Raw genomic sequence first — 5,998 nt, 5'->3', positions numbered from 1 at the left:
GCTGCCGCTTGCGCTGCCAGCACATCGGCCAGCCGCCGCGCGGTGGCCACCAGCACTTCATCGCCGACCTGATGGCCAAGGCTGTCGTTGATAAATTTGAAACCGTCGAGATCGAGAAACAGGACCGCGACGCCGTAATCGGGGCACCGTTCGCGCCGCTCGAGCGCAATCGAGACTCGTTCGGCAAAGAGCGCGCGATTGGGAAGACCGGTCAAGGAATCATGCAGCGCATCGAAATAGAGTTTCGCGGTCAAGCGCTCGCGTTCGATCACGCGGCCAAGCTGAACGCCGATCTGTTTCATCAGATCGAGAAATTCGGCATCCTCCGCCAGATTCTCGCGCGCGAAAAATTCCATTACGGCGACGACATCGTCCTGCACGCAGACCGGAAAGGCAAAGGCGGAATGCAGGCCGCAGCGCCGCGCGACATGGCGGCGAAGAAAGGTATCGGCATTGCCAAGATCGACCAACCATAACGGCTTGCGCGTATCGAGCACGCGCCCCGGCAGCCCGACCCCCCGCTAAAACGTGCGTTCGAGCGTCTCGGTGATGAACGGCATCAGCGGTTCAGGATGCGCCGCAAACCAGATTTGCGGGGCGACCAGCATATCGCGATTGGCATCATCGGCGAGATAGACATGACCCAACGCCCAACCGGTATGGGTACAGATCTCTGCAATTGCATACGATAAAGCTTCGTGCGTATCGGCCGCTGCGTTCGCCTTGGCAGCGATACGGTGCAGCAATGCGATGCGCTGTTGCGACAGATACAGCGCGCGCAGACCACGTTCAGCAATGGCCTCTGCCGTGGTCCGCGCGGTGCGTTCACGCGCGAGACGGCGGCGGAGTCGAACGATCTCTTCATCGACACCCGTTAACGTGACGAAGTCGCTGGGGTTCAGGACTCCCATTCTACCACCAGGGAACATTCAGGGCTGCCATCATGCATGCAATCACGATGCGCGACCGTTAGCGTCTCGCCGAAATGATCAGCCGCGCCGACGATAAAGCCTTCGGCCAGAGCGCACATCTTGCGGGGTGAGGAATAGCCGATGATCAATTCACCCGTCTCCATTTCCTCGAACTGGAAATGCGGGCACCCTGCACCCGAGTAAAGCTTGCGCACTTCGGGGTGGATGATCGCGTTCACGCTCAACAAGAAATTGCGGACATTGCCCGGCGCGGTGAAAAAGGCAGGATATTGAATTGCTAGCGACGGAATGGCGCTTTTGCCGAACCAGCGCAGGATCGCCGCTGGCGACAGCTTCAGCTTTTCTGAAGCGGCGGCCACCAGCGCCATGATTTCGCTATCGGGGTAGCTGCCCAGCGAGGTGTAGGCCCCTTCGAGCTCGGCGGCATCGAGCAGATCATCCCAGGTGGCGTCGCCAAACTGATCGACGACCGCTTCTTCGAGAAGATTGAAAATCACACCCTTCATTGTCGCCCCTACTTTCCCGAGTCCCCATGACAGCGGAATGATGAACGCGACGTAAATGGAGGAGCGGGCGGGCGGCGCGCCAGAACGCGCCGCCCGCCTGTCCGGCTTAGAATTTACCGCCGATTTCAATCCCGTAAACGCGCGGTTCGCCGCGAATATAGCTCGGAATCCCGAAGCCGCCGCCGGTGTTGCCGGCGTCGATCAGATATTTGCGATCGAGCGCGTTGCGGGCGAATCCGCCGATGCGGTAGCGCCCGTCGGCGATTTCGACACCGGCGCGGATGTTGACCAGGGTGTAGGGTCCCTGGCTGATCGCCGCCGAATTGGGCAGTTCGAAGAACACGCTGCTCTGATAGGTCGCGGACGGCGTGGCATAGAGCGTCAGCCCCTGCACCGGCACGCGCACAGTGACGCCGCCCGATGCACTATATTGCGGCTGCAGGCGGAAGCGCGCGCCCGAAAAGACACCGAAGCTGGCATTATTGGCGATCTTGCCGTCGACATAAGCGAAGTTGCCGAACAGCGAGACGAAGCGCCCGAGTTTCAGATTACCCTCCGCCTCGACGCCGGGGCTGCTCGCCTTGCCCGCGCTCTGGGTCGTTGTCACGCCATTATTGGTGACCGAAACCTGAAAGCGATTGTAATCCTGATAGAACACGCCAAGCGAGCCAGTGAACGGCCCGACCTTGCCCTTGATCCCGGCTTCGTAGTTCCACACGACTTCGTCGGGCACGACCTGCAAATTGGGCACCACGACGCCGCCGACCGTTGCTGCGTTGAGCTGCACGACCGGCGAACGACGGCCCTTGCTGATCGTCGCATAGACGTTGACGCTGTCGGTGACGCGATACAGCACGTTGGCGCGCGGCAGCACTGCGGTGAAGCTTTTCTGCGCGGTGAAGATCTGGCCATTGGTATTGGCCGTGCCGAGCAGGCTGGAGCGGATGCCGAGCGACGCGAGGATCGTCGAATTGGGCTGAACCGAGCTGTAGCCCGATTTGCGCTGTTCGATCAGCAGCCGCGCGCCGGCAGTGATTTCCAGCCGCGACGTCGGCATCCAGGTGCCGTCGGCGAAGACCGAATAGGTGTCGTTGGTGCCGTAATTGGTGAACACCGCCTGATACGGCAGCTGCGTGGCTGCCCCGCCGGTGAGCACCGCCGTGGCGCGCGCGGCGGTCACCGTGCCATTCGCCGCGACGCAACCCGATACGCCGTTAGCGGCGAGCAGGCTTCGAATCCCGGCAAAGGTCGGGGTGACCGAGCAGCCGAGGTACGTGCCTTCCTCGGTCGAGAACGGAACGCGCTGCAGATTGTTTTCGAAAAACGCGTTCCAGCCAAACGACGCGCGATATCTCGGGCCGGTAAAGTTGAAGCGGCCTTCATGGCTCCACTGATCGCCGCGCGCATCCTCGGCGAATTCGAGATACCAGGCGGGGCCGCCATCGGCGTCGAACACTTCGTTGCTGTTGAATTTGCGATAGCCGTTGACGGTGGTGAAGCTGACGCCCGGCGCAAGCTGTGCGGTCAGCGTGAAGTTGGCATCGTATACGTCACGCTTCAGTCCGAGCTTGGCATCGCCGAGCACCGCGGCGCTGTATGGCGAGCCCGACAATTCGGCATAGCTATAGTCGCCGCCATTGCCGCCGGTGGGGCTGAGCGCGCGCGAACGGAAGGCGGTGCCGGGGTTGCGCTGCCCGTCATAGGTGAGGACGAGGCTCGCGGTGATCGCATCGCTCGGCGTCCAGCGCAGCGAGCCGCGAACGCCGCGCTGGTCCTGCCCGTTGAGGTCGTCCTGGTTGATCTTGCCCTGATTCTGGTTGGGGACATTGGGGTCGCCCGCAATGTTGCGGACGAAGCCGTCGTGATATTTATAGGCAAACGCCAAGCGGCCCGACAGCGTATCGTTGCCAAGGTTGATGAAGCCCGAGACCTGACCGCGATTGTAATTGCCATATGAGCCGTTGAGTTCGGCCGAGGTGCCGGCGCGCGGCTGGGCCGAGATGAGGTTGACCGCGCCGACGGCCGAGGCGGTGCCGAACAGCGTTGCCTGCGGGCCCTTCACCACTTCGATGCGCTCCAGATCGTACAGATCCTGATAGGCACCGCGCGTGCGCGAGATATCGATGCCATTGTAATAAAGCGAGACGCGCGCGCCCTGCTGCGACGAGCCGCTGTCCGAGGTGATGCCGCGGATGACGAAGCCTGGGTTGTTGGCGCTTTGCTCCTGAATGCGCAGGCCGGGGATGTAGAGCGCCACTTCGGCGAGCGAGTTGACGCCCAGTTCCTGCATCTTTGCACCGGTGACCGCGGTGACCGTGATCGGCACGTCCTGAATCTTCTGTTCGCGCTTCTGCGCGGTGACGACGATGTCGGGACCGTTCGCGTCGGGCGCAGTCGGCTGCACCGCGGATTGGGCGAGCGCCGCAGTCGAGCTGCACCCAAGCAATATGCCGACCAGAACGAACGACAAAGACCGAGTCATTTGCGCAAAACCCCTTTTATGTCTGCGGATTATTGAAGTGCGGTATCGTTCGCTTGCGTCGGATTCGCGTCGTTTCGATGAAAAATGCGTGACATAGGGCGTATTACGATCATGACACACTTGAACCGGGCCGCGATCCGCTTCATCTAGAGGCGACATTGGCCGGAGTGACGACATGGCGACCGCTGCAGAGACCGAAACGAACGATCTGGTGCTGACCCCGCCCACCCCCGTGCCCGTCGTCACGCCGGAGAAGGCGATCGGGCTGGTGCCGATCGAAGATGGCGTACGCACCAAATTACAGGCGAAGGTCGCCGATTTCGTCGATGATCTGATCGCGCAGGACGTGAATTCCCCCGAATTCGGCAAGCGCGTCGATGCGATCGCGGCGATGGGCCAGAAAGAAATTCGCGCGGCGGCCGACCAGTCGAATCGCTTTCTTGATCGCCCGGTCAAGGCGATGGACGGCGAAAGCGGCGTTGGCGCGGACCTCACCGAACTGCGCCGGACGATCGAAAAGCTCGATCCCAGCGTCAACGGCAAGCTGATTTCCGGGCGCGGGATGCTGAGCAAGCTGTTCGGCGGGGGGCTCAACACCTATTTCGACAAATACCGTTCTTCGCAGTCGCACATCGCGGCGATCCTCAAGACCTTGTCGCGCGGCAAGGACGAGTTGCTGATGGACAATGCCGCGATCGATACCGAGCGCGCCAATCTGTGGACCGCGATGGGGCGGCTTGAGCAGATGATCGTGCTGTCGCAGGAAATGGACGGTCGGCTGGAAGAGAAAGCCAACGATCTCGACCATAGCGACCCGGCCAAGGCCAAGGCGATTCGCGAGAGCGCGTTATTCTATGTGCGCCAGCGCACGCAGGATCTGCTGACGCAAATGGCGGTGACGGTGCAGGGCTATCTCGCGCTCGATCTGGTCAAGAAAAACAATGTCGAGCTGGTCAAGGGCGTCGATCGCGCCTCGACCACCACCGTCAGCGCATTGCGCACAGCGGTCACGGTAGCGCAGGCGCTGGCCAATCAGAAATTGGTGCTCGACCAGATCACCGCGCTCAATTCGACCACTGCGAACATCATCGATGCGACCGGCAAGCTGCTGAAATCGCAGACCGCGACGATCCACGAACAGGCCGCTGCCGCGACCATCCCGGTCGAAACGCTGCAACGCGCGTTCCAGAACATCTATGACACGATGGACGCGATCGATTCGTTCAAGGCCAAGGCGCTGGTATCGATGAAAGCGACGGTGGGCACGCTGTCGAGCGAAGTCGAGAAGTCGAAGGGCTATATCGCACGCGCCGAGGGTGCAGCGCAGAACCAGCTGTCGGGCCCGAGCGACGGCTTCAAGCTGGAGGCGGAGTGACGCCGTGACCGATGTCTGCCGTCAGATTGCGCGCGCCGGCGAAGTGCTCGATCGCACGCGCGCCGAACGGCGCGCGCTGGCGGACCGGCGGCGGCAAGCCTCGAGCGTGGCGAAGCGGCTCACGCTGGCAGCGGGGGCGGATCTCGCGATCATTGTTGCAGCGATTCTGGTCGGCTGGTTCATGCCGATCGGCATGGGCGGTGCGCTGCTGGTCGGCGCGCTGCTGATGGTCGTGACGCTGTTCCTGCTGTTCGCGAACCTGACCCCGACGGTGCGCGCCGAGCAGCTTCCCACGGTGCCGCTCAAATTGCTGCCATCGCGGACCGGTGCGTGGCTCGATACGCAGCGCAAGGCGCTCCCCGCGCCGGCGCAGACGCTGGTCGACGGGATCGGGGTACGGCTCGACATGCTGTCGCCGCAACTCGCGACGCTCGACGAGCAGCAACCCGCCGCCGCCGAACTGCGCAAGCTGATCGGCGAGCAATTGCCCGATCTGCTGCGCGATTACGCCAAGGTCCCGCCCGCGCTGCGCGGCGTCGCGCGCAACGGCAAGAGCCCCGATGCGCAGCTCGCCGACAGTTTGCGGCTGATCGACGCGGAGATCAGCGAGATGTCGACGCATATCGCGCAAGGCGACCTCGATTCGCTGGCGACGCGGGGACGGTTTCTGGAGATCAAATATCGCGACGAGGGCAGCGTTTAG

At 62.4% G+C, this 5,998-nt stretch carries 6 protein-coding genes; 2 read left to right on the top strand and 4 right to left on the bottom strand.

From position 1 onward, the window contains the following. From ABWP09_RS06410 to ABWP09_RS06395, 4 genes are all read right to left on the bottom strand, one after another. Nucleotides 1-497, bottom strand: a 497-nt coding sequence (locus ABWP09_RS06410; RefSeq protein WP_353204334.1) for a GAF domain-containing protein, incomplete at its 3' end; no start/stop codon positions are given. Between the two features lie 24 nt (nucleotides 498-521). Then, nucleotides 522-929 (bottom strand): hypothetical protein, encoded by a 408-nt coding sequence (locus tag ABWP09_RS06405; protein ID WP_353204318.1) that lies wholly within the window; start codon nucleotides 927-929, stop codon nucleotides 522-524. Then, nucleotides 899-1,567, bottom strand: coding sequence for a heme NO-binding domain-containing protein (locus ABWP09_RS06400; protein ID WP_353204317.1), 669 nt, complete (start codon nucleotides 1,565-1,567; stop codon nucleotides 899-901). Before ABWP09_RS06400 ends, ABWP09_RS06405 begins: the two co-directional genes overlap by 31 nt. Beyond that, a complete protein-coding gene (locus ABWP09_RS06395) occupies nucleotides 1,545-3,920 on the bottom strand; it encodes a TonB-dependent receptor (RefSeq protein ID WP_353204316.1) in 2,376 nt (791 codons plus the stop codon). Before ABWP09_RS06395 ends, ABWP09_RS06400 begins: the two co-directional genes overlap by 23 nt. Nucleotides 3,921-4,095: 175 nt before the next feature. Here ABWP09_RS06395 and ABWP09_RS06390 point away from each other — a divergent pair, with 175 nt between their 5' ends. Together ABWP09_RS06390 and ABWP09_RS06385 are read left to right on the top strand one after the other, a co-directional pair. Next, the gene (locus ABWP09_RS06390; RefSeq protein ID WP_353204315.1) at nucleotides 4,096-5,295 is read left to right on the top strand and encodes a toxic anion resistance protein; all 1,200 of its coding nucleotides are present in this window, start codon (nucleotides 4,096-4,098) and stop codon (nucleotides 5,293-5,295) included. A 4-nt stretch (nucleotides 5,296-5,299) separates the two neighbouring features. After that, nucleotides 5,300-5,998 carry a hypothetical protein gene (locus tag ABWP09_RS06385; RefSeq protein ID WP_353204314.1) on the top strand — a complete coding sequence of 233 codons (699 nt, stop codon included), beginning with the start codon at nucleotides 5,300-5,302 and terminating at the stop codon, nucleotides 5,996-5,998.

Source organism: Sphingomonas sp. (assembly GCF_040398505.1).
In the GTDB taxonomy this organism is placed as follows: Bacteria; Pseudomonadota; Alphaproteobacteria; order Sphingomonadales; family Sphingomonadaceae; genus Sphingomonas.
This window is presented reverse-complemented; position numbering and strand designations above follow the sequence as displayed.